The sequence below is a fragment of the Akkermansiaceae bacterium genome (assembly GCA_019634595.1).
Lineage (GTDB): Bacteria > Verrucomicrobiota > Verrucomicrobiia > Verrucomicrobiales > Akkermansiaceae > Luteolibacter.
The window spans coordinates 502,101-525,221 of the sequence record JAHCBC010000003.1 but is presented as its reverse complement, the minus strand read 5'-3'; the positions used below and the strand labels follow the sequence as shown (position 1 = coordinate 525,221).

Sequence of the window (23,121 nt, the reverse complement as noted above, 5' to 3'; positions counted from 1 at the left end):
GTCAACGCCGTGATCGGACCTGCAGCAGCTTCTCCCCTGCGGCATGCAGCGTTGACTCGTTCTTTGCAAAGTGGAACCGGAGCAGGTGGTTCACCGGCTCCCGGAAAAAGCTCGACCCCGCCACTCCGGCCACGCCGATCTCCTTGATGAACCACTCGGACGCCTCCGTGTCGTTCTTGAACCCGAGGGGGGAAATGTCCACCAGCACATAGTAGGCTCCCTGCGGCTCGGTGAATGCCAGGCCGGTGCGGCGGAGGTAGTCCAGGAAGATGTCCCGTTTCGCCGTGTAGAGATCCCGCAGGCCGGTATAGTAGCTGTCGGGCAGCTCCAGTCCGGCCACGGCCGCCTCCTGCAGCGGGGCTGCGGCACCCACCGTCAGGAAATCATGGACCTTCTTCGCTTGGGTGATGACCTCTGGAGCGGCATGCACATAGCCCAGCCGCCAGCCGGTGATGGAGTAGGTTTTCGACAGCGAGTTGCAGGTGATCGTCCGCTCCGCCGCACCGGGCAGCGCCGCGAAGTAGGTGTGCACTTCCGGTTCATAGACGATGTGTTCGTATGGCTCGTCCGTGATGACGAACGCATCGTGCCGCTCCGCGAAATGGAGGATCTCCATCAGCTCGGAGTGGGTGAAGACCTTGCCGGTGGGGTTGGACGGGTTGCAGACGATGATCGCCTTCGGGTTCTGGGCGAAGGCGGCGGCCAGCTCCTTCGAGTCGTAGTTGAAGTAGGGTGGATGGAGCGGGACGTAGATCGGCTCCGCACCGGACAGGATCGCGTCCGCGGCGTAGTTTTCGTAGAAAGGGGAGAAGACGATGACTTTGTCGCCCGGGTTGCAGGCCGTCATCATCGCCACCATCATCGCCTCGGTGCTACCGCAGGTGACGACCAGGTGGCGGTCCGGCTCCACCGTCATGCCCGTGAAGCGGTGGATCTTCTGTGCCAGCGCCTCGCGGAACCGGGGTGCACCCCAGGTCACGGCGTATTGGTGGTGCGGGCCGCGGGTCGCCGTCTCCAGTGCTTTGAGCAGTTCTTCCGGCGGATCGAAGTCGGGGAATCCCTGTGACAGGTTGATCGCCCCGTGGAGGTTCGCCAGTCGGGTCGTCCCCCGGATCACGGACTCGGTGAAGACGGACAGGCGGCTGGCGGTGGCTGGCATGGGGATGCCGCGCAGGTTACATCAAATGGTGGGGATTTGTCGAGGATGGCGGTTTGTCCGCTTGCCAGCCGCGCCATGGGGGCCAGACTGTCCATGTGAACGTGCTCATCACCGCCGGCCCTACCCGCGAGCCGATCGATCCTGTCCGTTTCCTGACGAACCGCTCGTCCGGAAAGATGGGCTATGCGCTCGCGCATGCCTTCATCCATGCCGGCAACCATGTCCTGCTCGTCTCAGGCCCCACCGAGCTGGATGTCCCGGACTACGTGGACTTCATCCCGGTGACCACCGCGGCGGAGATGAACGAGGTGGTCGCCCAGCACATCGGGCGCATGGACATCGCCGTTTTCGTCGCCGCTGTCGCCGACTACACGCCCGTGCTCACGGAATCCCACAAGATCAAGAAGGACGGCGAGCGGATGACCATCGAACTGGTCAAGACTCCCGACATCCTCGGCTCCGCCAGGGAAGGCTTCAACTTTGGCGGAACCCTCGTCGGGTTCGCCGCGGAAACGGAAAATTTGGAGGAAAACGCCCGGAAGAAGCTGGTGGGGAAAGGCTGTGACCTGGTCATCGGGAATGACGTTTCCTCGCCCGGCCACGGCTTCGACTCCGACCGCAACGAGGTCGTGCTGGTCTATCCGGACCGGACCGAATTCATCTCGTCCGCCCCGAAAACCGAGATCGCGCACGATCTGGTGGACGCGATCCTGGAGATCCACCGCACGAAGGAATCATCCTGAAATTTTCGAAACATGACTGATCTCGAACTCGCCACCCATGCCGCCCTTGAGGCTGGCAAACTGCTCCGTGAACATTTCGGTGTGGAAGCCGCCGTCGATGAGGCGACCCACCACGACATCAAGCTGGCCCTGGACAAGGAATCCCAGACACTGATCACCAAGATCCTCCTCGAACAGCGCCCGGGGGATGCCCTCTACGGCGAGGAAGGCCTCGCGGGCAACCTGGACTCGGAGCGCCAGTGGATCGTCGATCCCATCGACGGCACGGTGAACTACTACTACGCCATCCCGCACTTCTGCGTCTCCATCGCCCTCCGTGTCGCCGGTGAGATCACCGTTGGCGTCATCCATGATCCGATGGTCGGCGAAACGTGGACCGTCGAGCGCGGTGGTCCGGCCATGCTCAATGGCAAGCCCATCGAGGCGAGCAAGCGGGAGCGTCTGGAGGAGTCCATCCTGTTCGTCGGTTGCGGCAAGGACGAGGAAGCCCTGAAAACGGGCATCGAGCGGTTCCGCAAGGCATCGCTCAAGGCACGGAAGATGCGGATGATGGGCTCCGCCGCGCTGGGCATGGCCTACATCGCCAGCGGACGCCTCGACGCCTATGTCGAGTCGCGGATTTCCCTCTGGGACATCGCCGCAGGCAAGCTGCTGGTGGAAACCGCCGGCGGAAAGGTCGATCTCGTCTCCAACGGCGAGAGTGACACCTGGGCCATCGTCGCCACCAACGGACGTATCCCCATCCAGGAGATTCTCTGATCATGACCGGCATCGGATACGACGTCCATCGGTTCGCGGAAGGACGCCCGCTTGTTCTCGGCGGTGTCACCATCCCGCACACCCACGGGCTTGACGGGCATTCGGATGCAGACGTCCTCAGCCATGCCATCGCGGATGCCGTGCTGGGGGCGATGGGAAAGCCGGACATCGGCTACTACTTTCCGCCCGGAGATCCCTCCTGCGCCGGGATTTCCTCCCTCAAGATCCTCGAAAAGTGCCGCGATCTGGCGGCGGAGGAAGGGCTGCGCATCATCAACGTCGATTCCAGCCTGGTCGCGGAGGCTCCCAAGGTCCTGCCCCACCGCGAAGCCATGCGGAAAAACATCGGCGAAGCCCTCGGCATCCCGCCGGAAAGGGTCGGGGTGAAAGCCACCACCAACGAGCTGATGGGCTTCATCGGCCGCCGTGAAGGGATCGCGGCGATGGCGGTGGCCCAGCTTGAGTAAGAAAAGTAAGGAGGGTGGACATTGCGGCGGTGCCGCTATGTCCGCTGCGCTTCCATTCCTGTCCACCGGCTGCAATGAGAACCCACAGCAAAGGCATTCCCGGCAGACTCCTCCAAAAAACCGGCCGTGATCATCAACCACGGCCGTTTTCCTCTCAAAGCACCACGTCCTTCACTTCTTCCTGCTCGACCGGCTCCTCGACCGGAACCGGTGCCGGAATCCCGAGCAGCTCGCGCACCCGTCCGGCGATGATTTCAGCGAGGGCGACATCACCTTCCGAAGCCAGGAACGAACAATAGTTGTCCGCCACCGCTTCCAGGTCGTCCGCGTAGGCAGGCCCGAGCGCTTCGTAACCGGCCAGCGCTTTCTCGAAATGGCGGCGCGCCCAGGCGCGGTCGCCGGTCGCCAGCAGCGCCAGCGCCAGGTTGTTGTGGGACTGTGCGGTGTCCGGATCCTCCTCGCCCAGCAGGGAGCGGCGGGTTTCCAGTGCCATCATATGCATTTCACGTGCCTGTTCGTGGAACCCGGCGGTGTGATACAGCGCACCCAGATTGTTCGACACGGAGGCCGTTTCCTCATGGTTCTGGCCGAGCTGCGAGTGGAGGATTTCCAGTGCTTTCAGGAAATGGGACTCCGCGGCGTCGATGTCGCCGGCGGCTTTCTTCAGGAAGCCGAGATTGTTTTCCAAGCCCGCCACATCCAGTTGGAGCGGCGGGGTGTGTTTCTCGAAATGCTGGATCGCGTTTTCCCAATAGACCGCAGCCCGCTCCGGTTGTTCGAGTGCATCGAGAGCGGCACCCAGACCGGCGTAGAGGCGGCCGATCTGGTCGTGGCGGTCAGGGCGGTTGTCGAGCTGGTCGATCGCCTGGCGGTAATCATCCCGCGCGGCGTCATGGCGGCCCAGTTCACGGAGAATCTCCGCACGCAGTTCCAGTGCGGAGGCGAACGCGTCGATGCTGTCCAGGTCGGTCCCGAGCGACTGCTGGGTTTTCTCAATGGCAGCACCAGCCGCGTGCAGGGCTTCATCCAGATTGCCGGCGGCGCGGAGCGTTTCGATCCGTTCGCGGAGGATGCTGATGAGGGTGGCGGTCGGGGAGTCCATTGGTAATATCTATGAATCTATCAACCGGATTTTGGAAATGACTAGCGGAAAGATGGAACAATCGACAGAAAAATGTATGGACGGTGTATTCTCATGCTGGTGACAGGCGGTCCAACAGTTCCATCCGTGCCGGGGGAAGTGTCCCCAGCGACTCTTTGAGCGAAAATTCAGCCGAATGCTGGTGATGCGCGATTCCCAGCAACCGGGCGAGTTCCGCCTCAAAGTGAAGCAGCGCCCGGCGGCTCGCTCCCACCGCATCGATGTGATCGAGCGCACGCGTCAGCAGATCATGGAGAGGTGGGTCCGGGTGGGCGGGTTCGACCGCCGCTTCCATGAGCTGGCAGCAATAGGCGGCGAGCAGCGTGGAAAGGTAGCTCCTGCGGAGTCCCTCCCGCCAGTGGCTGATGGAAACCTCACGCAGGCTGTGGAGCTCCCCGCGCCGTGCCATCACGAAATCAATCTCCCCACTGAAAAACAGGTCCAGTTTCCCCGCGAACGCGCTTTTGGGACGGTAGACTCCCTTCGCCACCGTCTTGATCAGACCATGGTCCGCCGTGAACCAATGGACGATCAGGCTGGTGTCCGTCAGGCGGGTCAGGCGTGTGATGATGGCAGGCACCGGAGGGAGGATGAGCCATCAGGGAAATCGTGTCCAAGATGGAATCCTGGAACGGTTCGGGAGATTTTAGTTGCTATTGAGAATCGTTCGCAATAAAAGTCCAGGCATGCGAGGCGAATCCGATTACATGAGCGGCTTTGAAAGTCCGCGGGTAGGAGAGAGCTGGTGGGGTGAGGCCGGTGGCCTGCGGTGTGGTCGCGTGAAAGGCCGGACGATTTCCGGTGGATGGAGGTGGAAGGTGGCCTCCGAGGGATCGGTGTGGCTGTGGCTGAACCGTGAGGGCAGCGGACTGCTGTGGGGGGACCAGGATCGTTTCATGCTGAAACCGGGAATGTACGCCATGACCGGCGGCGGTGGCCCTGGTGAGTGGTCCTGCATGCGCTATCCGGGTTCGCATCTGGTGGAGGTGGTGGTGCTTTCGAAGGCTTGGTTGACCGAGCGGCTGAAGCGCGGCGGCGAGTGGCTGCACCCGGAACTGGGGAAGTGGCTGGAAGAGGGGGGATCCGTGGCCTTCTGCGGACTCATGGGGGTGTGGGAAAAGGATCTCTGTGATGCCCTGCAAAAAGCGGCGGAGGAAAAAGGCTCCACCCGCCTGCTGGCGGAGGCCCGCGTCCTGGAATGGGCGGCGGTCAGGTTCTTCAGGGGACATGGGGAGGAGCGCTTGTCCGGGGGCATCCGCGGGCGGGATCCCGTGCGCCGCGCCTTGGATCTGCTGCGTTCCCGGCTGGACCAGCCTCTGGACCTTGTTCCCTTGGCGAAGGAAGTGGGTGTGGCCCCCCATCATCTTTCCCGCCGCGTGAGCGCGGAAACCGGGCGGACCTTGCAAAGGCACCTCCGCCGTCTGCGCGTCGAGCGCGCCTGCGAGGCCCTGGACTCCCGCCGGATGAATGTCACGGAAGCCGCGCTGGAAGTCGGCTACCAGAGCCTCAGCCACTTCGCCAAAGCCTTCCGTGAGGAAACCGGCAAGAGCCCGAGTGACTGGTTGGCGGAAGGAAAGAGGTGAGCAGGGCACTTACGGCGGGCGGACATTGACGCCCACGGCCCCGGCTGGGATGGTCCGCGCATGATTCTGGGCATTGACCTCGGCACGACGAATTCAGCGGTGGGCGTGGTGGATTCCGGCTTCCCCATCCTGCTGGCGGATGAGGATGGGCGGAGGATCACACCGAGCGCGGTCTGGCTGGGGCCGGATGGTTCGGTCGAGGTGGGAAGAAAGGCGCTCCGCCGCAGGGCGGTGGACCCGGAAAGGGTGCTGACCAGCGTGAAGCGGCTGATGGGCCGGCGCTGGGAGGAGGTTTCCACGGAGCCAGGTGTGACCCGTGCGGCGGATGGTTCGCCACGGATTCTGGAGAAGAGTCCGGAAGAGGTCAGCGCGGAGATTCTCAAGGAACTGAAACGCATCGCCGAATGGCGGATGGGAACCTCCATCACGAAAGCGGTCATCACCGTGCCCGCCTATTTCAACGACGGCCAGCGGGCGGCGACGAAGCGGGCCGGGGAGCTGGCGGGGCTGGAGGTGGTGCGCATCCTCAATGAGCCGACCGCGGCGGCGCTTGCCTACGGGCTGGACAAACTGCAGGAGAAATCCCGCGTGGCCGTCTATGACCTCGGGGGCGGCACGTTCGATCTTTCCATCCTGGAAATGCAGGACGGAGTGTTTCAAGTGCTGGCCACCCACGGGGACACCCGGCTCGGTGGGGATGATCTCGATGCCATCATCCTCGCATGGGTGGCGGAGCGGGAGTCGCTGGACGTGGACCAGCTTTCTCCGGAAGCCATCGTCCGCCTGAAGGTCGAGTCGGAGCGTGTCAAAATCGCGTTGGCCGGAGAGGAGGAGTCCGTGTTCCGCGTGCCCTTCCTCGATGGCGGGCGCAGCCTGGAACTCCCGATGACCCGTGGGGATCTGGAGAAGCTGGCCGCACCATGGATCAGCAGAACCCTGAGGCACTGCCGCCAGGCCATGGCGGATGCCGGTGTGACGCCGCAGGATCTGGATGCGGTGGTCCTGGTGGGTGGATCGACCCGGATGCCCGCCGTGAGAAAGGCGGTGGCGGAGCTTTTCGGAAAGGAGCCGGACGTTTCCCAACATCCGGACGAAGCCATTGCCCTGGGGGCCACGGTGCAGGCCGGTGTGCTGGACGGCAGCCTCCGGCGTGTGGTGCTGCTGGACGTCACACCGCTGAGCCTCGGCATCGAGACCTTCGGCGGCCTGATGAACGTCCTCATCCCCCGGAACACGACCATTCCCTGCAAGGCGGGGGAAATGTTCACGAACGCCGCGGATGGCCAGCGATCGATGAAGGTCAGGGTGCTCCAGGGTGAACGTGAGATGGCGCGCGACAACTGGGAGCTGGGTGTTTTCGAAGTCAGCTTCGACGCCGCCGCGAAAGGGCAGGCCCGGGTCGGGGTACAGTTCCGCATCGATGAGAACGGAATCCTGGAGGTGCTGGCGCGGGATGTTTCCACGGGCAGGGACACGGTGGTGACCATTGGCAGCGCGGCGGTGGATGTGGATGATGAGGCGGTGGGAACGATGGTCGGTGAGTCCGTCGAACATGCCTTCGAAGACATGGCGGAGCGGATCTTCACCGAGGCGAAGATGAAAGCGGAGGAACTCCTGCCCGCGGTACGGATGGTGCTCGGCCAGGGACTCGCCACGGATGAGGAAAAGCTTGAGATCGATGCCGCCGTCGCGGATGTCGAGGGGGCGATGGCGAAGGGCGCCGCCAATCCCCTCAAGGCCGCGGTGAAACGCTTGGACGCGGCGACGGAGGCCCTAGCCGCCAGATTGGTGGAGAAGGCGATGGAGGAAGCATTGGAGAAGCGCCTCGGGATCGGCTGAACCGTTCTGCTTGCATGAAACCTGAACGGCTTCTAGTTTCCGCAACCCTGCCGATGAATTCTGATTTCGAGGATCCCAACAACCATGTGCCGGAGGTGACTCCGGATGACGGCTGGGGGGAGGATGAAAAGGTGGAGCAACCCGCCAAGCGCATCCCGGCGAAGAAATCCACTGGCAAGGCCAAGGCCGGGGAAGCCGCGTTCGAAGTGCGGGAACTGGCTCCCATTTCAGATGCGGATGCGGAAGAGAAGAAGCCCGTGGCGGAAGACCACGTGGAGGAATCCCCCGCTTTCGAGGATCCCAACAACCATGTGCCGAAATTGACGGCGGTGGACGACTGGGGAGACCAGGATTCATCCTTCATTCCCAGAAGACGGGCGGCGGATGAGAGGCCGGCCGGTTACGCCGCGAAAGCGGATGATCAGGACGACCAGGGCATCGAGATCGGCGTTAAAGAGGTCGGGCGGGTGCAGGATCAGGAAGTGCGTGGCCCTGTCCAGCGCCTGGAAATCCTGGAACATACGCCGAAGCCATCCTCTCCGGAGGGAGGGACGTTGCCGCGCATCGTTCCCAAGCAAGTCATTGAAAAGCTGGAGATCCCGGCGGATCAACAAGCAGAGGAGACCTGGCATGGCCGGAATCCGGAGATCGAAACGTGGGGCAGGCAGAAGTCGGTGCAAATGCGCTGGATCGTGATCTCCGGTCTGGCTCTGGCGGTGGTGATCATCGGCGGGGTTCTCATCCTCCCCAACCTCGGATGGAAGAACGAACGCGGCGTGCGGACGGACTTTTCCAATCTGGAGGTGATGGAGACACCGATGCTGGAGCCGGCTGCGGAGGACAGGTCGGAACTCGGTGAGGGAATCGAGGCCAAGGCGAAGGTGCTGGTCGAAGCCTATGCGAAGGCGGCCGGCGTGGAGGAAGTGATCCCCTTGTTGAGGGACCGGGAGCGCGTGGAGAAAATGGTCCGCGAACGCTGGACCCCCATGGATGTGCCCAGGAACTGGCATGTCCCGGACGAGTCCAAGTGGGAGATCCTGCGGACCGGGGACCGTGAATATGGATTCCTCACCGGCCTGCTGCCGGACATCACCCCCTTCCGCTTCTACATCGTCCAGGAGGGGGATAAGGCGCTCCTGGACTGGGAGGCTTCCAGTGGTTTTTCCGAGACGACCTTCGGGGATCTCTCCAAGCGGCAGGGTGAAGGTGGGATCGTGCGTGGTTATGTTTCCGCCGGAGATCTCTACACGTTCTCCCTGCCGGAGGCGGACTACCAGTGCTTCCGCATCATTTCCGCGGACGGGGAGACTTTCGTCTGGGGCTATGCGAAACGGACGGATCCCGTGGCGGAGAAGATGACCGAGCCATTCCTCCCCGGTGTCATTCCCAGGGAGGTTCGCTCGGAGTATCCGATGACCCTGAAGCTGGCGAAAGGTCCCGCGGACTCCCTGCCCAACCAATGGATCATCACGGAGATGGTCCATATGGAATGGCTCACTCCCTGATTTCCGCCCATGAGTGACGAATTGACGGCATGGTTCCATTGCGGGCGTTGCGCATCACTGTTCCGGGCGGCCGCTCATGGCGCCCGGCGCTGCACGCTTTGCGGCGAGGACCCGTCGATCAGCCTTGATCCTGACGTCGCCGCCGGCCCGCGGAAAGCGGGCGCCGGCAGGGATCCCATGCTGCGCCTGAAGATGGCGGAGGTGGAGAAGCCGAGGTTCCACAAGCGCGGGGTGACACGCCAAAAGGGCCGCTATTTCGCCCTCAAGCTCGTGTTGGTATGGACGATTCTGATGGTGGCGCTCGCGGTGGGCGGGCATTTCCTGTGGCGGGACAGCCCGCGGGAGGAGCGCTCTGAAATGGTGGAGAAGGCAGCCAAAGGGACGCTGGCGGACGAGAATCACGCATTCCTCAGCCGGGCTTATGGAAAATGCGTGGAGAACCTGAGCGGGTTCCTCGCCGCGGGTACTCCGGAGGTCAGGAACCAATTCGTCCGCACTCCTCTGGATACGGCGCGCAGGATGGCCAGATTCTACCAGACGAATCCGTTCGGAAACTTCGACGTGACCTCCATCAGGGGCACCGGTTCCGGCGTGATCCATCTGAAGGATGGCCGCAAACTGGTGGAAACGCGTTGGGCGGTTGCGGATGGCCGCTCCTTCGACGCGGTGTTCTTTGATGAACATGACGGCTGGCGTCTGGACTGGGAGGAGTTCGTCCGTTTCAGCGAGCACCCGTGGCTGCTGTTCCTGTCCGGGTCCGGAGACGGGGAGGGCGAGTTCAGGCTCTTCGCCCGTGAGCGGCTCGCCGGCCAGCGGAGTGAGGTGGGGGACCTCCGGATCGCCCTGCATGCCCCGCGCTTCGGCTATCCGGGTGAGGCGGGCGAGGCCTCCACCGAGTTCTCGGTGGATCAGCATTCGGAGTCCGGGCGGCTGCTGCTGCAGGCGTTTGAGACCCGGAAGGAAGGCGGGCGCGTCTATGGTTCCACCCTCCCGAACCAGGATCCGGAAGGAATGATCCGGGTGCGGGTGAAAGTCCGCCGTGCCGATGGCAACCTGGGCCGCACCTTCACCATCGAAGAGGTGAAAGCCTGCCACTGGCTCTCCATCGACGACTCCGGTCTGTCCCGCTGAGCCGATGGCTTGGCGCGCCTCAATCCGCCATCGCCTGCCGCATGATCGACAGTGGGTCGGTCTGTGGGAACCAATGCTGGAACGCCAGCACCCCTTGGTGGATCAGCAGGGAAAGCCCGTTCGCCGTCCGGCAGTTCATTGACTGCCCCGCGGAGATCAATGGAGTCACCGCCGGTTGGTAGATGGTGTCATAGATCAGGTGGCTGGCCTTCAGGCATGGTGCGGGCAGGATGGAGGCATCGCCTTTCTTCAGTCCGAGCGAAGAGGTGTTCACGATCAGGTCAACGCTATGGGCCTCCATCGCGAGGAGCGGATCATCGAACGAAAGGGCGATGATTTCCGTGGTCGGTCCCAGCGCCACCAGCCGGTTGAGCAGCGGCTCCAGCTTGTCCACCGTCCGGTTCACGATCACCAGCTTTTCGATGCCCTGGAGGGCGCACTGGGTGGCGATCGCCTGCCCGGCACCCCCGCCCGCACCGGCGATGAGGACTTTCAGTGTCGAAAGCGGCTGGCCGAACTCGTCGTCGATGGCGCGGACAAAGCCAGGCCCGTCCGTGTTGAATCCCCGCGTGTGGTCCGCATCGAAGCGAACCGTGTTCACCGCCCCCAGGGACCGTGCCTCCGGGTGGACCTCGCTGCAGGCCTCCAGAGCCTCGAACTTGTGGGGCACCGTGACGTTGCAGCCGATGAAGCCGAGCGCGCGCATCCGGTCGAACGCGTCCCGCAGGTGTCCGGGTTCGATCTCGATGCGGATGTAGCGCGCGTCGATCCCCGCGGCGTCGAGCGCCGGTTGTTGGAGCCGGGGGGAGGCGGAATGGGCGACGGGATGGCCGATGACCGCGAGTTTCGCCGGTTTGCTTTCGCCTGCGTCCAGGCGTTCACGGGAAATCAGATCATTGAGGGTGAAGACATCGGGCATTTCGTCAGCTTGTGAGTAGGTTGGTGAAACGGTTCAGGCGTGCGACGCTGCGCTCGCGGCCCAGGAGATTGAGGATGTCCCCCAGGTCGGGACCGTGGGGACGCCCGGAAAGTGCCACACGCAGTGGAAACATCAACTGGCCCGCTTTCGCTCCGGCCTCTTTCGCGACATCCCCCAGCGCCTGCTTCGCCGCATCGGCGGACCATTCGGACAGCACGCTGAAGGTGGCCCCCAGCATGATGAGGATGGTGGGTAGCTGGGCGTTCGCCCGGACCTTCGCGACGGCCTCCTCGTCATAGGAAAACTCGTCCTGGATCAGGAAATCGACCGCGGCGGGCACCTCCTGCAGCAGGCGCACCTTTTCCTTCACGGAACCGGCGATGGCTTCGAAATTCTCCGGGACCGGCAGGCCCGCTTTTTCCACGAACGGCCTCGCCGCCGCCGCGAACGAGGCGGTGTCCATCTTCGCGATGTGCTGGAGGTTGACCCAGGCGCATTTCTCGATGTCGAACCGGGCCGGAGCACGGTTCACGCCTTCCAGCGAGAAACGCTGGACCAGTTCCTGCGGGGTGAAAATCTCCTCGTCGGTTTTCGAATTCCAGCCGACCAGGGCCAGGAAGTTGACCACCGCATCCGGCAGGAATCCCTGGCGCGGGTAGTCGCCCACGGCGGCACCCGCGTCGCGTTTCGACATCTTCGAGCCGTCCTGGTTCAGGATCAGCGGAATGTGGGCGTATTGGGGGGCTTTCCCGCCGAACGCCTCGATGAGCTGGAGATGCTTCGGCGTGTTCATCAGGTGGTCCTCGCCGCGGATCACGTGGGTGATCTCCATTTCCAGGTCATCCACCACATTGACGAAGTGGAAGACGTAGGAACCGTCCGACCGCTTCACCACCATGTCCGGGGTGTTCGACTCGTCGCGGTAGTCGATGGTGACTTCCCCGCAGACCAGGTCCGTCATCGTGACCGGCTTCCGCTCGAAGCGGAAACGCCACGCACCGCCGTCCTCATAGACGCGGCCCGCCTCCACCAGTTTCTGGAACCAGGTGTCGTAGATGGCTTTCCGCTCGCTCTGGAAATACGGACCGTGCGGGCCGCCCTTGCCGGGGCCTTCATCCCAGTCCAGCCCCAGCCAGTCCATCCCGTCGAAGATCGCCTGCTTCGCTTCATCCGTGTTGCGCACCTCGTCGGTGTCCTCCACCCGCAGGACGAAGGTCCCTCCGTGTTTGCGGGCGAACAACCAGTTGAACAAAGCGGTGCGTGCTCCTCCGACGTGCAGATAGCCGGTTGGAGAAGGAGCGAAGCGGGTGCGGACGGTCATGGGGCGCGGAGTATGGGAACTGCCGGCCCATCCTCCAAACGAAAAAGTTCCGGCGGGAAAGCGCTGGGGGTGTTGCTGTGGAGAGTGTCTCCCGCCAAAGGCTTTGTCCGGAAAAAATCTCCAGGAAGCGGCTGGGGAAATTCAGGGATCGGAGTCCTTCCGGGGCCTTCCGATCCATGGAGGAAGCCGTTTGGGGATCAGGTCCGTTACTGGCACCCGGAGGGCGCGGGCGATCAAGACCATTTCGTGATCCGTGACACGCCTGAACAAGCTTTCGACCTGTGAAATGCCGGTACGGGTGATGTCGAATCCTTTCAATTGACACTTCCGGGCAAGATCAGCCTGCGTCCAGCCCAAGGCGGAACGAACGGTCCGGACGTTCGCTCCGATGATGTTCTGGGGCCGGTCATTCCGCATCAACTTGGTAGACTAGCCGCACCCAATTCGAAAAATGCTCACAAGTGTGTGCACTTTTGTGCCGAAATTATTTGCCATTTTCTGGAAGACCAACTAGTCGAAGATGTTGCTTCTCATTGCTTGTTTTCCTCATGAAAACCCTCCCCCTTCTTTTTCTCTTCCTCGCGCCCCCGTGGTTTGCCCACGCGCAGGAAGCTTCCCAATCGGAACTCCCCGCGCTGGAGGTGCTGCCGCAGGACATCCTCTCCGCCCGCACCGTCCATGACGGCCTGAGGGACGTGACGTTGCAGAAGCTCGACCCCGCCGCGATGGAGGACCAACGGCTGGCACTCCCGCCCGCCGCCCTCTCCCGGTCTGCTCCGCCGGTTGCGGAGACGGAAGGCGGGGAGGAAACACCCTATCCCCGGCCCGTCCACACGCTCGTGCTGGGGGCCGGCGTGTACATCCCCGACAAGGCGCATCCGGATCAGGCGGTGACCCACCTCCAGATCCAGAACCATGGCCGCAGCGTCTCGCTGTGGGTTCCCGCGAATTTCCTGTGGCTCAGCGGCCACGGGGAGATCGCCACGGAAACCGCCCGCTGCAGCCTGCTGATGATGGTCTCGGAAAGCATCGGTGGCCCCGATGGCGTCCCGTCCTTTTTCTCCCTGCCGCCCGGTGGGTTCGTGGTCGCGGCAGGGGAACCCACCGCGGAGGAAACCGCAGCTCTCCAGGTGCTGCTGGACTTCTACCACCGGGAAACGCCGTTGCTGCGCGCACGGTATGAGGCGCATCTCGTACTGGCCGCTGCCGCTGCGGCGGAACGGGCCACCAATCCCCCGGAAAGGAAACCCGTCGTCATGCGCTACTGGCGGGCGGATGAGGCGGCCATCCGTGCCGCCCGGGAAGGGGGCGCGCGGTGAGAAGCCGCCCGCTTCCCCTGGCCGTTATCCTCTGCGTCCTCGCCGCCGCACCGGGCCACGCCCTCGACACCAACGGCAACGGCATGAGCGATGTATGGGAACTGCTCCACAACCAACTGGCACTCTTCCCTGATGCCTCACCGTTCGGCCCCTTGGAGGACGCAGACGGTGACGGCCGGAGCAATCTCATGGAAAGCATCGCCGGGACCGATCCTTTCTCGGGTCTGCCGCCGCTGGGTGTGCACGGAATGGAGATCGCCGGAGCGCCATGGCCGCCGGACACCTTCCGGCTGACCGTGCCGTGGTCCCTGCCGGGGAAAACCTACACCCTGTCCACCAGTCCGGACCTTTCCTCCGGCAGTTGGACTCCGTTCGATCCCATGGCGGGCAACGGGGCGCATCTGATGGTCGATGTCTCTCCGCGCGACGCGCAGACCAACACTTTGGCCGAACGGAGTTTCTTCCGGTGTGATGTGGCGGACCAGCCGAACCCGGGCGGCCTCTTCTCCCCATGGGAACTGGCCGTCATGGCGGACAACCCGCTCATCCACGCCGCCATCATGGAGTTGGTGAATCCTCCGGGAGCCGGGAATCCCACCGATCCGGAGGAGCCTCCCGTGATCCCCAACAGCGATGGCTCCGGCCCCGCCGATCCCTATGATGCCTCGCCTTTCGACGATGAGGTGAACTGGTATCGCACACCGGAGGCGAAATACCTGCACATCCCGGTGGATGGCGCCACCGGCGGCTTCAAGGCGGTGGATGTCTCCGACTCCGGCAGGATCCTCCTCGCCCGCACCACGCCGGTGGCCGACTACACGACCGATCCGGTGGGGCTGGTGTGGGACCCTTCCGCGGAGAGCGTGGGGCGGCTCATCCCCGTGATGTTCGCGCCGGAGAACTTCCAGTTGAACTTCAAGGTCACGACATGGAATCCCGGGGCCTCCAGCACCCACACCGCCGGCACCGCGCCGCTGCCGGGACCCGGCACCCCCTCCAACCGCACGGTGATCATGACGGTGGTGATGAAGGCCATCGCGGAGGACGGGAGTGTGATCGCGGATGTGGACTACACGTTGTCGGAACATGGCGTGAACTCGGAGCAACCCACGCGCTCCGGCCATGCGAAGCTGGCCTTCCTCTGGCGGCAGGGACAGTATGCCACCTGCAGGATGTTGGGGGAAAACCGCGGCTTCGGGGGTACGGTGGAGAATCCTTCGTTCACGGAGGATCATGCGGTCGGCTTCCACACCAGCATTGATCCGCAGGTGACCAAGGCGGTTTTCACGCATCAGGTGATATCACCCGGGCCATCCTACCCCCGGTCCAATCTGGCCGTGGAAACCCGGACCACCACGGATCTGACGGCGGGTTCCATGAACGGCCATCTGTTCCATGACTTTACGTTGCCGCCGGAGCCGGTCATCACCCGCAGCGGACGGATCATGATCAAGAACCGTGTCAGCGCGTCGGAACTCAACCACATCCTCTGCGGCAATGCTCCTACCCAGGTGCTGCCGTATGATCTGGAGAGCATCAGCGATCTTCCGGATCTTCCCGGCACCACGGCAACCTGGGGCATCGGACAGATGGGCGGACCGTTCCGCTTCCAAAAGGGACAGGGATTCGATCCCATCGCCAGCCTCACCGGGGTCCTCGCGTTCGACCGCCAGGGCAACGGCATTGGCGACGGGGCGCAGGGCCGTGCGATCTGGCGCAACGCACGGTGGCACACGCTGGAGGCGGCCACGGGGAAAACGTCTCTGGCGGCTATGGAACCGAAGAAGATCACCGCGTCCGGGCTGATCTGGATCGGTGATGAAGGGGCGACGTCCAACGCGCTGCTAGTTCCGGTGGAGGTGGTGACTCCCGCCTTGAACCACAATGAGGAGGAGATCTTCGACCGCCTGTTCGGTGCGGAGGAATTGAAGGTGGCGAAGATGGAAGATTCGCTAGACGAGAATGGGGTCCTGGACATCGACGCCGATCCGCATCGGTTCCATGTCCGGATCCCGTCGAGATTGGGAGGGAAGCCGGTAGTGGCCAAACTCGGGACGTCGGGGAATCCGGATGGAGCCTATAACGATCCGGCGACAGAGATCCCGCTGACGGCGAATCCGTTCCAGCAGGAATCGCAATCGCAGTTGCTGGTATCGGATCAGGCGGATGATGAAGCCGGCGGCAATGACGAGCAGGCGGGCGACCGGACGCACCGGGTGCAGTTGGGAGGGGGTGTGGAGATCAGCGAGGTCAAGATCGGCGCAGTCAGCTATCCGTTCAGCATGAAAGTGCCGGTGAAGGTGAAGAGAAACGCTGAGGTGCGGGTTGTTTTCGTCGGGGAAGCGGATTTCTATCAGACGGAGTTCGTGGGGTTCGTGAAGATCGCCAAGGAACGGTTTGCCCAGGTTGGGGTGGAATTGGAGGTGGATTACAAGAGCATGCCGGTGCCTCCGGCCATAGCGAATGATCTCCAGGTTCAGCACCATGATGGTTTTGGCGGTGGCGGTTCCCAGGGACTCGGCAATCTCGTACATGCCGATATGAAAGCGCTTGTCGATGCGGCGGTCGCTGATCCCGCTGTCGGCAGACGGGATTTCACGATCTTTGTCGTTCGTGGTCTTCTCCAGCCGAATCCCCTTGAAATCGAACGGGGAAAAGCGGTCACCAAGCGGCTCACCGCTACGGCCGATCAAGCCTACACGCGGACGGTGGTGCTTTCGGCCGAGCATATTTTAGGGCCTTCTGATGCTCAGACTTCCTGGTTCACCCTCGGCCATGAACTGGGCCACCTTCTGACCAATCATGGACATTATGGTACCTCTCATGATCGTAGCGACCCTGACTCTGTACCCTCCCGGGGAGAATACGGACCAGATAAGGCGGATCCATCGGTTTCCCGAAATCTCATGAAAAAGAGTACCGGCCCGGACAGGAGCATCAAAGGCAACAAGAGGTTGTTGCGGGATCAGGAAAAAATGATCCTGAAAGAACTGGGAGGCACACCATGAAGAAACCCCTGCTCGTATTTCTGTCGATCATCTGGCTGATCCCCGGCATGGTGTCCGGACAGCCTGAGTATCCGACTTCGGACGACCCCCAGGAATTTTCCCGGCAGGCGGAGGAGTTTTTCCTCCAGAGCTTGAAGTTAGGACGACCGTTCATCAACACGGAGGGCCCCCAACAGCCCACGCCGATCAAGGATGACAAACGCGATTGGGAAAGCGTCCTCGCCCGGATCATCGGAGATCCCGCGAAGTATGGATTCGAAACATCCCTGATTGCATCGAATGTCACGCCCTTCCGCGGAACATCAAAGGATCCGAGAATTGTTGCGGCAAGATCCCTCTATTGGGAAGCCCGCATCCGCGAAGCGGATGAACGCTATGAACACTATGCCGCACAGGGTAAACCTAAATACCCATTGATTACGAGCGGTCTTGGCTCAACAATTCCCTGGATTCTAAGATATGGTGCGCCCGAGCATTTGTTTTCGGTGTTGGATTATTTCAATTCCTCCGCCGATGAACGGAATGGTCTTATCTTTGAAAGGGCCACCCCCCGGGAGGTTGCCGACGCTCTCCGTAGTTACGGAGATGAAAGCCATGTTGAGGCGGCCGGGAAATTCGCGCAAAAGCTGCGGGATGTGGGCAGGGGGGACATCGCCGATGACATCGATCGCTCCATCAAACGCATCAGGAAGGACGCTACAGGGAAACAAGCCACTTCTAGCGGAGGAACCAACGGATCATCCAAGGCCTCCTCCGCTTCGGATGGGGAGGTCAAGGGGTCCGCCAACGAAAAGCCCCTCTGGCCATGGCTCGCCGCCGGGGGCGCGCTCATCGCCGCCTTGGTGGCTTATTTCAGGATGAAACGCGCCAAAGCTTGATCGGTGGCGGCAGTTCCGGAACCCAATCTCCCGCCGGAACCGGAGAGCGGGGTCGGCCTCCGAATCATCAGGGAGCCTTGAAGGTGAAATCCACCCGCTTGGAACCCCAGGCTTTCTTGATCTCCTGCTCGAGCTGCTCGAACGTGCGGCCGTCCAGCAGGACGGCGAGCGCTTCCTCCTCCTCCTTGCCTTCGCGGAGGGCTTTGAGGAATGCCTTCAGCCGTGCTCCGTCCCCCTTGCCATCCATGTGGATGAAGTAGGTGGTGATGAGCATGGCGCAGCCGTAGTTGATCTGGGTGGTCGATGGGTTCCCGACGAAGTCTTCGTAGGGCATCAGCATCCATTTTTTCAGGGACGGGAGCGTGATCTCGGTGCCGAGCGCGCGCCCTCCGCGGCCGTCCTCACCGTAGCCGGTGGCATACTGGACGAGGTCGCGGAAATTGTTCCGGACATTGTAGGAACCGGCACGGTAGGGGGTGACGGAGATGTATTCCGCGATGCCCTCGGTGAACCAGCCGCGCGCGCCCATGCTGTAGTAGGGGCGCGGGGTGAGCTGGTGGACCAGCTCGTGCGGCAGGGTCTTGCTGCTCTTGTCCCGGTCCAGCATGTAGCCGCTGCCAACGGGACGGACGCCCAGGCTTTCCAGCGGCACCATGACGATGTTTTTCCCGCCGATGAAGACACCGGCGCTGGATGGAGGGCCGCCGGCTTTCACGTAGTCTTCCTTGTTCTCGAACAGCAGGATCTCGTGCTTGCCCTTCGCGGACTTGCCGCCGTTGAGGGCGAGCGGAACCGTCGCGCAATAAAGGTTGGTCGCCTCGAACATGACGGCGAAGCCCTTCACCACCATCTTGGAGAGGCGCACGTCACAGACGTAGCGGTAGTTCGCGCTTTCATAGATGAAGCGCTTTTCCGTGGGGCTTTCCTCCACCGTGGTGATCTCCGGATCTTCCGTGAAGGTGATCCGGTCCGGCCATGGGGCGGAGAAATTGAGCACCTTGCCCGCCACTTCCAGGTCATCGGACGCGCCGCCCTCCGGCATGTTCTCCGGTTTTTCCACCGGCACGGAGGCGACGAAATCCCGGTCCGCCTGGGAAAGCTTGGCCAGAGGGTAGGGGACTTCCCTGCCATCCTTGAGCTTCAGGAGCACATTGTCCCCGTCCACGCGGACCAGGGTAGCCTCGATCTTCCGGTTGAGGGAATCCGTCCAGGTGCGTGGTTCCGCCGCGATGGCGGAAGCAATGGCGAGCAGGGAGATGAGAAGGGGGCGCATTGGGTAGAAAGAGACCATTATCGTTCTTTTCCATGGGAGTCCAGCGAATGCGGGCGGGTGGAAACTCCGGCTTGGAATGCGGGGGGCGGCGGGGCATGGTGGCCGCCCCGCGATGGAGCAACCGGAGAAAACACAGGAAATCAGACAGGAAGGTCAGGCACTTCCGGAGAACCCCGGCCTGCGCCAGGACCTCATGGTCCTGATGAAGGTGCGGCTCAACTTCTTCGTCCTGATCACCACCTTCTTCGGATTCCTGCTGGCCTCCAAGGGCGGATCGATGGACTGGATGAAGCTGCTGAACACCCTGCTCGGCACCGCTGCTGCGGCATTCGGATCGGCAGCCTTCAACCAGTTGATGGAGATCGAGCTGGACGCCCGCATGCTCCGCACGGCGAATCGTCCGCTGCCATCCCGCCGCATGAACCCGATGACGGCGTTCGGCGTCGGCTGGGTGCTCTCCGCGCTGGGCATCATCCACCTTTCGGCCAGCGTGGGCCATCTGGCCGCCTACCTCACCGCGGCCACGGTGGCCGTCTATGTCTTCGTTTATACGCCGCTGAAGAGGGCCAGTTCCACCAACACGCTCGTCGGTGCCATTCCCGGTGCCATCCCGCCGATGATCGGCTGGGCGGGTGCGGGCGGCTCCATGGGGCTGGAGGCGTGGTTCCTTTTCGGCCTGCTGTTCTTCTGGCAGCTCCCGCACTTCGTGGCGATCAACTGGCTCTGCCGCGAGGAATATGAGGAGGCGGGCTACAAGATGTGGTCGAACGGGGACGTGAGCGGGCGCAGGAGCGGCATCCTTTCCGCCTTCTTCGCCGTTGCCCTGGCCGCCTTTTCCCTGCTGCCGATGGTGACCGGCTTCGCGAACCTGCTGTGGCTGATCGTCGGGCCGTTGCTCGGCTTCCTGATGGCGGGGCTGGCGCTGAAGTTCGCCAAGGACGGCCTGCGCACCTCCGCCCGCCGCCTGTTCTTTTCCACCCTGCTTTATCTGCCGGTCGCGTTTGTGGTGTTGCTGATCGCGTGGCGGAACGCTTGAGTCCGCCCGTGAGCGGATTGATCGAACCGGCGCGGAAACTTTCGGAAAACCTGGCGGGGCTGCATTTCAGGCCGCCGGTGGAGTTCACCTATCGTCCACTGGAGTATGCGTGGGCGGCGCATGAAACCTATCTGCGGAAATACGCTGCGGGCACGAAGCGGGTGCTGTTCCTCGGCATGAACCCCGGGCCGTTCGGCATGACCCAGACGGGGGTACCCTTCGGGGAGATCGCGGCCGTGCGGGACTGGATGGGGATCGAGACAGCCGTTGGAAAGCCGGCGGTGGAGCACCCGAAACGTCCGGTGGTGGGCTTCGCCTGCGAAAAGTCGGAGGTCAGCGGCAGGCGGCTGTGGGGGTTGTTCGCGGATCGCTTCGGGACGGCGGATGCGTTTTTCAAGGACCACTTCGTGCTGAACTACTGCCCGCTCGTCTGGATGAGCCAGACCGGCGCGAACCTCACCCCTGACAAGATCTCCGCCGCCGAGATGGCCCCGGTGGAGGAGGCCTGCCAGATCCATCTGGCGGAGGTCATCCGCGCGCTCAGGCCGGAGTTCCTGATCGGCGTCGGCGCGTTCGCGGAGGAACGCCTGCGGCGGGCCGCGCCGGAGGCCGGGAGTGGGGCGTTCATCGGGAAGGTGCTGCACCCGTCCCCCGCATCTCCCGCGGCCAACCGTGGCTGGGCGGAAGCCGCGACGAAGCAACTGGTCGCGCAGGGCGTCTGGTGAATCCCGTCAGAGGGTTTTCAGCAAGGAGGCGACCAGGTCCGCGTCCTCCCGGCGGCCGGTGTTCTCCAGCGCCGCGCTCAGGTTGTTCAGCAGGCGGATCAGGATGGTGCCCGGGTCCGTGGCTTCCCGCAGGCTGGCACGCTGCTGGCGGGTGAGTTCCGCGGCGCTTTCGATCAACGCGGCCTGCGCATGCACGCGGCCGTGGTCGAAGCAGTCGATGATCAGCGGAAAGCCGTCCTCGAAGATGCGGGAAAGGAAATGGCCGGGGAAATTCACGCCCTCCACCTCCAGGTCCAGCCGCCGCGCCACCAGCATGAAGATGAGGCACAGGCCCAGCGGGTTCGACCGGCCTTCGGAAATGGCCCATGCCAGGTCCGAGTTACGGGGATCATAGTAATCAGAGCGGTTGCCCTGGAGCCGTCCGCTTTCGAAAAGGAATGCCCGCAGGTCGTTTTCGGAGAGGGTCCCGGCTTCGTCGGCTTCCTCCGCCAGCAGGTCCAGCGCGTCGGAAAGCGGCTGCCGCAGGGTGATGCCGTCGTGGAGGAAGTCGGAAAGCGTGCGCAGCAGCGCCTCGAAGGAATCCCAGTCCTCGCGCAGCGCCGCCGCCCCGCCGCTCGGCACGATCCAGTCCCGGGTGAGGGATTTCCTCCTGCCCGGGCTGAGCATCTGCTCCAGCAATGTCCTTTCGCCGCGGGAAAGTTCCTGCGGGCGGGCGGCCAGCCACTCGCTCAGGTCGCCGTTGCTTTCGCCCAGACGTTGCGAGACCTGGCTCCGGACTTCCGGAGTGTCATCATCGAGGAGGCGGATGAGTGCATCCAGCTCATCCACCGCGGGAGGAGCGGCTCGCATGCCCGGAGGATAACGCATCAGAAGAACAAATCCAGCCCCCATGCGACGCCCAGACCGGTGATGCCGATCAGCGTCTCCGTCACCGTCCAGGTGCGCAGCGTCTGTGAAACGGTCAGGCCGAGGGATTCCTTCACGATCCAGAATCCGGCGTCATTCACGTGCGAAAGGATCATCGAGCCGCAGCCGATCGCGACGACCAGCAGTTCCGGGTTCGTGGTGGAGCCGGGGACCATCAGCGGCTTCACCAGACCCACCGCGGCGATGATGGCCACCGTCGCGGAACCGGTGGCGATCCGGATGAGGGCCGCGCAGACCCAGCCGAAAAGCATGGTCGGGAGATGCAGTGTGGAGGCCATCTGGCCGATCGCCGCCGCCGCGCCGCTGGCCTGCAGCACGTTGTTGAAGCCGCCGCCGCCGCCGACCAGCAGCAGGGTCATGCCCACCGGGCCGAGGGATTTCTCCACGATCTTCAGGGCTTCCGCCCGGGTGAACTTGAACGCCCACGCGGCGAACAGCACCGCGATGGCGAGGGCGAGCGTCGGGTTGCCGATGATCTCGGTGAACTTGTAGATGTCGTCGGTTTTCTGGAAGGCCAGCTCGGAGATGGTGTGCGTGAGGATCAGGATCACCGGCAGGGCCAGCGCCGCGATGGTGCGGCCCAGACTGGGCCTTTCACGCACCAGGGCGGAGGGATCCGGCGCGGGCGGTTCCGGTGCGACGACGGAGACATGCTTCACCGCCCAGCGGGCGAAGATGGGACCGGACACCGCCGCGATGGGCACCGCGGCGAGCAGGCCCCAGAGGATGACCTTGCCGAGGTTCGCGCCGAGTTCCGCCAAGGCGACCAAAGGGCCCGGGTGCGGGGGCATGACCCCGTGCATGATGGAGAGGACCGCCAGCATCGGCAGGGCCAGCTTCAGGAAAGGCTGCTTCGTTTCCTTCGTCAGCGTCAGCAGGATGGGCAGCAGCATGATGAGGCCGACCGCGAACCAAGTGGTGAAGCCCACCGCCAGCGCCACGATCATCAGCACCCAGTTCACGCGCTTCGCACCGAAGAAATTCGTCAGCCGTTGGGCCAGCACTTCCGCTCCGCCGGATGCCGCGAGCAATCCGCCCAGCATCGTTCCCAGGCCCAGCACCGCGGCGATGCCGCCCAGGTTTTTGCCCATGCCGTCCTGGAACGCCTTCGCCACCCCGGCGGGCTGGATGTCCACGCCGATCATCCCCGCGCCGAGACCCACGACCAGGGCCGCGAACAGGAGCGCAAGGAAGGCATGGATGCGCAGCCATGCCACCAGGACGATGAGGGAGACCACCGCACCCGCGGTGAGGTAGAGGAGTTTGATCGATTCGGGAGTCACTCCGGCTAAACGAACAGAAACCCCCGGACCGGTCAACCTCCCGGAATCGGTCCGGCAGGAGACACCTCATTTCGGGGTCCGGGTGAAATTCATCCGATCTTCATT

The 23,121-nt window shown here is 63.3% G+C and carries 21 protein-coding genes; 12 read left to right on the top strand and 9 right to left on the bottom strand.

What is annotated here, in order from left to right:
- Position 1: 1 nt before the first annotated feature.
- A complete protein-coding gene (locus tag KF712_12960; GenBank protein MBX3741900.1) occupies positions 2-1,159 on the bottom strand; it encodes an aminotransferase class I/II-fold pyridoxal phosphate-dependent enzyme in 1,158 nt (385 codons plus the stop codon).
- Between the two features lie 95 nt (positions 1,160-1,254).
- Between KF712_12960 and KF712_12955 the strand changes: the two genes are divergently transcribed.
- From KF712_12955 to ispF, 3 genes are read left to right on the top strand one after another with little or no spacing between them, the layout of a single operon-like run.
- Positions 1,255-1,902, top strand: a complete 648-nt coding sequence (locus tag KF712_12955) for a phosphopantothenoylcysteine decarboxylase (protein ID MBX3741899.1) — start codon at positions 1,255-1,257, stop codon at positions 1,900-1,902.
- Between the two features lie 12 nt (positions 1,903-1,914).
- Positions 1,915-2,661 carry an inositol monophosphatase gene (locus KF712_12950; GenBank protein MBX3741898.1) on the top strand — a complete coding sequence of 249 codons (747 nt, stop codon included), beginning with the start codon at positions 1,915-1,917 and terminating at the stop codon, positions 2,659-2,661.
- Positions 2,658-3,128 carry a 2-C-methyl-D-erythritol 2,4-cyclodiphosphate synthase gene (ispF, locus tag KF712_12945; protein ID MBX3741897.1) on the top strand — a complete coding sequence of 157 codons (471 nt, stop codon included), beginning with the start codon at positions 2,658-2,660 and terminating at the stop codon, positions 3,126-3,128. Before KF712_12950 ends, ispF begins: the two co-directional genes overlap by 4 nt.
- Positions 3,129-3,282: 154 nt before the next feature.
- On the opposite strand, the gene KF712_12940 is transcribed toward ispF, so the two are convergent.
- Together KF712_12940 and recO are read right to left on the bottom strand one after the other, a co-directional pair.
- Positions 3,283-4,230, bottom strand: a complete 948-nt coding sequence (locus KF712_12940) for a tetratricopeptide repeat protein (protein MBX3741896.1) — start codon at positions 4,228-4,230, stop codon at positions 3,283-3,285.
- Between the two features lie 91 nt (positions 4,231-4,321).
- Positions 4,322-4,849, bottom strand: coding sequence for a DNA repair protein RecO (recO, locus tag KF712_12935; GenBank protein MBX3741895.1), 528 nt, complete (start codon positions 4,847-4,849; stop codon positions 4,322-4,324).
- A 127-nt stretch (positions 4,850-4,976) separates the two neighbouring features.
- On the opposite strand from recO, the gene KF712_12930 reads away from it, so the two are divergent.
- The 4 genes from KF712_12930 to KF712_12915 are packed head-to-tail and all read left to right on the top strand — an operon-like array spanning position 4,977 to position 10,327.
- Positions 4,977-5,852, top strand: coding sequence for a helix-turn-helix transcriptional regulator (locus KF712_12930; GenBank protein ID MBX3741894.1), 876 nt, complete (start codon positions 4,977-4,979; stop codon positions 5,850-5,852).
- A 60-nt stretch (positions 5,853-5,912) separates the two neighbouring features.
- A complete protein-coding gene (locus KF712_12925) occupies positions 5,913-7,691 on the top strand; it encodes an Hsp70 family protein (protein MBX3741893.1) in 1,779 nt (592 codons plus the stop codon).
- Positions 7,692-7,744: 53 nt separating this feature from the next.
- Positions 7,745-9,196: a hypothetical protein gene (locus tag KF712_12920; GenBank protein ID MBX3741892.1), complete on the top strand. Its 1,452-nt coding sequence runs from the start codon at positions 7,745-7,747 to the stop codon at positions 9,194-9,196.
- 9 nt (positions 9,197-9,205) lie between these two features.
- Positions 9,206-10,327 carry a hypothetical protein gene (locus tag KF712_12915; protein MBX3741891.1) on the top strand — a complete coding sequence of 374 codons (1,122 nt, stop codon included), beginning with the start codon at positions 9,206-9,208 and terminating at the stop codon, positions 10,325-10,327.
- Positions 10,328-10,346: 19 nt separating this feature from the next.
- Here the strand turns inward: KF712_12915 and aroE are convergent, their stop codons facing one another.
- The 3 genes from aroE to KF712_12900 form a co-directional block, all read right to left on the bottom strand.
- Positions 10,347-11,246, bottom strand: coding sequence for a shikimate dehydrogenase (gene aroE / locus KF712_12910; GenBank protein ID MBX3741890.1), 900 nt, complete (start codon positions 11,244-11,246; stop codon positions 10,347-10,349).
- Between the two features lie 4 nt (positions 11,247-11,250).
- The gene (locus tag KF712_12905) at positions 11,251-12,567 is read right to left on the bottom strand and encodes a glutamate--tRNA ligase (protein ID MBX3741889.1); all 1,317 of its coding nucleotides are present in this window, start codon (positions 12,565-12,567) and stop codon (positions 11,251-11,253) included.
- A gap of 141 nt (positions 12,568-12,708) precedes the next feature.
- Entirely contained in the window at positions 12,709-12,984 is a 276-nt protein-coding gene (locus KF712_12900) for a helix-turn-helix transcriptional regulator (GenBank protein MBX3741888.1), read from the bottom strand.
- Positions 12,985-13,115: 131 nt separating this feature from the next.
- Here KF712_12900 and KF712_12895 point away from each other — a divergent pair, with 131 nt between their 5' ends.
- From KF712_12895 to KF712_12885, 3 genes are read left to right on the top strand one after another with little or no spacing between them, the layout of a single operon-like run.
- Entirely contained in the window at positions 13,116-13,886 is a 771-nt protein-coding gene (locus tag KF712_12895; GenBank protein ID MBX3741887.1) for a hypothetical protein, read from the top strand.
- On the top strand, positions 13,883-16,894 hold the full coding sequence (locus KF712_12890) for a hypothetical protein (GenBank protein ID MBX3741886.1): 3,012 nt from the start codon (positions 13,883-13,885) through the stop codon (positions 16,892-16,894). Before KF712_12895 ends, KF712_12890 begins: the two co-directional genes overlap by 4 nt.
- The gene (locus tag KF712_12885; GenBank protein ID MBX3741885.1) at positions 16,891-17,772 is read left to right on the top strand and encodes a hypothetical protein; all 882 of its coding nucleotides are present in this window, start codon (positions 16,891-16,893) and stop codon (positions 17,770-17,772) included. Before KF712_12890 ends, KF712_12885 begins: the two co-directional genes overlap by 4 nt.
- Before the next feature lie 67 nt (positions 17,773-17,839).
- Here KF712_12885 and KF712_12880 read toward each other — a convergent pair whose 3' ends face one another.
- Positions 17,840-19,045 carry a hypothetical protein gene (locus KF712_12880; protein MBX3741884.1) on the bottom strand — a complete coding sequence of 402 codons (1,206 nt, stop codon included), beginning with the start codon at positions 19,043-19,045 and terminating at the stop codon, positions 17,840-17,842.
- Positions 19,046-19,157: 112 nt separating this feature from the next.
- Between KF712_12880 and cyoE the strand changes: the two genes are divergently transcribed.
- Entirely contained in the window at positions 19,158-20,081 is a 924-nt protein-coding gene (gene cyoE / locus KF712_12875; protein MBX3741883.1) for a heme o synthase, read from the top strand.
- Positions 20,078-20,806, top strand: coding sequence for a single-stranded DNA-binding protein (locus KF712_12870; GenBank protein MBX3741882.1), 729 nt, complete (start codon positions 20,078-20,080; stop codon positions 20,804-20,806). Before cyoE ends, KF712_12870 begins: the two co-directional genes overlap by 4 nt.
- Positions 20,807-20,812: 6 nt before the next feature.
- Here KF712_12870 and KF712_12865 read toward each other — a convergent pair whose 3' ends face one another.
- Both KF712_12865 and KF712_12860 read right to left on the bottom strand, forming a co-directional pair.
- The gene (locus KF712_12865; GenBank protein ID MBX3741881.1) at positions 20,813-21,655 is read right to left on the bottom strand and encodes a transglutaminase family protein; all 843 of its coding nucleotides are present in this window, start codon (positions 21,653-21,655) and stop codon (positions 20,813-20,815) included.
- 17 nt (positions 21,656-21,672) lie between these two features.
- Positions 21,673-23,016: a gluconate:H+ symporter gene (locus KF712_12860; protein ID MBX3741880.1), complete on the bottom strand. Its 1,344-nt coding sequence runs from the start codon at positions 23,014-23,016 to the stop codon at positions 21,673-21,675.
- Positions 23,017-23,121: the final 105 nt, after the last annotated feature.

Bases quoted from the DNA above. Each gene is read 5' to 3' on its own strand.
- KF712_12960 (MBX3741900.1), bottom strand. From the start codon at position 1,159: ATGCCAGCCACCGCCAGCCGCCTGTCCGTCTTCACCGAGTCCGTGATC.
- KF712_12950 (MBX3741898.1), top strand. From the start codon at position 1,915: ATGACTGATCTCGAACTCGCCACCCATGCCGCCCTTGAGGCTGGCAAA.
- KF712_12940 (MBX3741896.1), bottom strand. From the start codon at position 4,230: ATGGACTCCCCGACCGCCACCCTCATCAGCATCCTCCGCGAACGGATC.
- KF712_12930 (MBX3741894.1), top strand. From the start codon at position 4,977: ATGAGCGGCTTTGAAAGTCCGCGGGTAGGAGAGAGCTGGTGGGGTGAG.
- KF712_12925 (MBX3741893.1), top strand. From the start codon at position 5,913: ATGATTCTGGGCATTGACCTCGGCACGACGAATTCAGCGGTGGGCGTG.
- KF712_12920 (MBX3741892.1), top strand. From the start codon at position 7,745: ATGAATTCTGATTTCGAGGATCCCAACAACCATGTGCCGGAGGTGACT.
- KF712_12915 (MBX3741891.1), top strand. From the start codon at position 9,206: ATGAGTGACGAATTGACGGCATGGTTCCATTGCGGGCGTTGCGCATCA.
- aroE (MBX3741890.1), bottom strand. From the start codon at position 11,246: ATGCCCGATGTCTTCACCCTCAATGATCTGATTTCCCGTGAACGCCTG.
- KF712_12905 (MBX3741889.1), bottom strand. From the start codon at position 12,567: ATGACCGTCCGCACCCGCTTCGCTCCTTCTCCAACCGGCTATCTGCAC.
- KF712_12900 (MBX3741888.1), bottom strand. From the start codon at position 12,984: ATGCGGAATGACCGGCCCCAGAACATCATCGGAGCGAACGTCCGGACC.
- KF712_12895 (MBX3741887.1), top strand. From the start codon at position 13,116: ATGAAAACCCTCCCCCTTCTTTTTCTCTTCCTCGCGCCCCCGTGGTTT.
- KF712_12885 (MBX3741885.1), top strand. From the start codon at position 16,891: ATGAAGAAACCCCTGCTCGTATTTCTGTCGATCATCTGGCTGATCCCC.
- KF712_12880 (MBX3741884.1), bottom strand. From the start codon at position 19,045: ATGCGCCCCCTTCTCATCTCCCTGCTCGCCATTGCTTCCGCCATCGCG.
- cyoE (MBX3741883.1), top strand. From the start codon at position 19,158: ATGGAGCAACCGGAGAAAACACAGGAAATCAGACAGGAAGGTCAGGCA.
- KF712_12865 (MBX3741881.1), bottom strand. From the start codon at position 21,655: ATGCGAGCCGCTCCTCCCGCGGTGGATGAGCTGGATGCACTCATCCGC.